The sequence below is a fragment of the Proteiniphilum sp. UBA1028 genome (assembly GCF_002316955.1).
Classification (GTDB): domain Bacteria; phylum Bacteroidota; class Bacteroidia; order Bacteroidales; family Dysgonomonadaceae; genus Proteiniphilum.
In genome coordinates this window covers 1-2,335 of record NZ_DCEN01000015.1, presented here as the reverse complement: position 1 = coordinate 2,335, position 2,335 = coordinate 1, and the positions used below count along the sequence as shown (strand labels likewise).

The 2,335-nt window shown below is 46.5% G+C and carries 2 protein-coding genes and 1 pseudogene; all 3 read right to left on the bottom strand.

Annotated elements, in window-relative coordinates; all coding sequences use genetic code 11:
* Nucleotides 1–125: 125 nt before the first annotated feature.
* Entirely contained in the window at nt 126–491 is a 366-nt protein-coding gene (locus B3Z75_RS01840; RefSeq protein ID WP_294067168.1) for a four helix bundle protein, read from the bottom strand.
* Nucleotides 492–514: 23 nt separating this feature from the next.
* Complete coding sequence (locus tag B3Z75_RS01835) at nt 515–1,828, bottom strand: SpoIID/LytB domain-containing protein (RefSeq protein WP_294067172.1); 1,314 nt, start codon at nt 1,826–1,828, stop codon at nt 515–517.
* Nucleotides 1,825–2,335: pseudogene (locus tag B3Z75_RS01830) on the bottom strand (glycosyltransferase family 2 protein); the annotation flags it as partial. The pseudogene B3Z75_RS01830 and the gene B3Z75_RS01835, both read right to left, overlap by 4 nt.

Below are 2,335 nucleotides of genomic sequence, written 5' to 3'. Positions count from 1 at the left end.
ATGATTACCGAAACGGTCATTACTGCCACGTATGGTAGGCCTTCGGCGAAGTAAAGGGTTGGTATCCAAGACCAAGGGGACCGATTATTTTTCTTTTTCATAAATTACTAATCTTTAATTACTAATTACAAATTACGTTTTGTGGATTTTTGAATGGCGGTAATAATACGAAGAATTTCATCGGCATCATCAATCATACTTTGAGCTTGTTCTTGCGATATATAGTCTGTATCTCTTAAAAGACGTAACCAATACCTGGTTTCGCGTGTTTCTCTGTATGAAATTCCCAGTTTAGCTAAAAAATCTTTTTTCGAGAGTCCGCCAACTGATTCTTCTGCATTTGAACCAATAGATGTGCCACTGCGAAGAATCTGCTTTGATAATTCAAATTCCTTTTTCTCTTTGCATAAAAATTGATACAACCGAACAATTTTAATAGCAAAATCATACGTTTTGGTTAAAATAATATTCTCTTTCTCAATATATTTCATAATTAGTCTTTTGTAATTGGTAATTAGTAATTTCTACTTATTTCCGTAGTCGGAAAATAGTGCTCTAGAATCTGTTGATATGTGAAGCCCTTTTCCGCCATCATGGCAGCTCCAATCTGGCACAATCCCACACCATGACCCCATCCGGCACCGGTGAACGTGAACTTCTGCGGGATCCCCCTGTCGTTCTTCTCTTCAGCATCTACTACAAAAGCGGCGCTGTAGAGGTGTGAGGGAGAGAGAGTACGCCGTATTTCCAGTTCCTTTCCGATAATCATGGTGCGTTTTGTCCCGATGATCCTGAGTCGGGTGATGCGTCCCGAAGTACCCCGTCCGAGCGGTTGCAGATCGATGATCTCACCGTAGTTGGTACCCGAGCGCTCTTTGATCAGGCGGCCGAGTTCCTCCTGTGAGTAGGTCACCTTCCAGCGGTAGAAGTCGGCTGTTTCCCGGTCGTAATCGTTAAGCACCTGCCTGAGCACCTGTTTGTCTTGGGTATTGCAGAAGGCGGGAGGCACTGAGCGGATCCACGTTTCGGCCTGCTTTTCGAGGGTGAGGTCGGGCAGGGGAGCATCGTTGGTGAAATCGACTTTCCCTTGCAGGTAAGGATGCGCGATGGGTTCCCATACATTCTCGAAAGCCTCCATCCCGCCTCCGCAGCATTTTGAGAAACGGGCGTCGCAAATGGTCCCGTTATATGTGAGCACTTCGCCGCGTGTTTGCTCGACAACCTGTTTCACCAATGGCGTCGATTGTTTTGTAACTCCCTGATAACGTTGACAATGATCGTCAGCGCAAACATCGAAACTGGCATGGTCTTCACGGTCGTACCAGCGGATGATCTCGGTAGGAGTGACAAAAGAGGTTTGGTAGTTGCTTTTGACTTCCTTTCTCTTCTCCATCTGCGCCAACAGCCAGCTGCGGGAGATGACGGCGTGTGCCTTCAGCAGTTCTTCAGAGCTGGTGGCGCTCATTTCGGACGAGATGACGCTTTTGAGGTAATCCTCCAGGAAGACGATGTTGATGGCAGTGATGCCGTTCTTTTCGGTGATGAATTTCAATCCTCCCTGAAAACGTTGATTTTCGGTGCGCTCCCAGTGAAAGTTAACGCCGATAATAACATTCTTCAGTTCAAAACGATTTTCCTGCGGACGATCTGCCTCGAAAGAAATTTCATCGTATAATTCGCCATTGAAGAGAATTTCTCCACCCGAAATCTCAACCGAATAGTCGCCTGGTGCATATTCCTTTCCTTTAAATTTATAGGCTGTCAACAGCGAAAAACTGATCATTGGCTGCTCCAGTAAAACGCCGGCGTGAATAAACGGTTCATTTATTTGCGATTTTTTCTGGCCTGTAGTTCCCATGTTCTTATTTTGTCTTTGTAAAGGTTATTTGTATTCATTTTCACAATGTCCAGCGAAGCGTCGCTGTTATCCTCCCAGCGGCGGCAAAGGTACAATATATCATAAATGCGTCCTATCTGATAACGACGTGAAATGTTGAGTCCCGAGTGCGTAATCCTCTCCGTAGCTGGTGTTGGGCACCTTGATTTCTCGCAGTACCGGCGTATAGAAAGCCCGTGGCGCCCCAAGCCCGTTTATGCGAAGCGCGTTGTTCCTTCCGTTTTCGGGAGTCCACTCGCGGTGGTCGATGATCCCCGGCGGTATCTCTTCCATATGGAAGTCGGTCATCTGATAGGTCCCTACCACCATGGCGCAGTTCTGTTCGTAGAAAGCATTTACAATTTTCTGTAGCGTGTCCTCTCCGCTGTACACATCGTCGCTGTCTAACTGCACGGCAAACTTTCCGCATTTTGTGTGATGTACACCCATGTTCCAGCA

What these genes read in the sequence shown, in the direction of transcription:
- B3Z75_RS01840 (WP_294067168.1), bottom strand. Translation starts at nt 491, where the DNA reads ATGAAATATATTGAGAAAGAGAATATTATTTTAACCAAAACGTATGAT.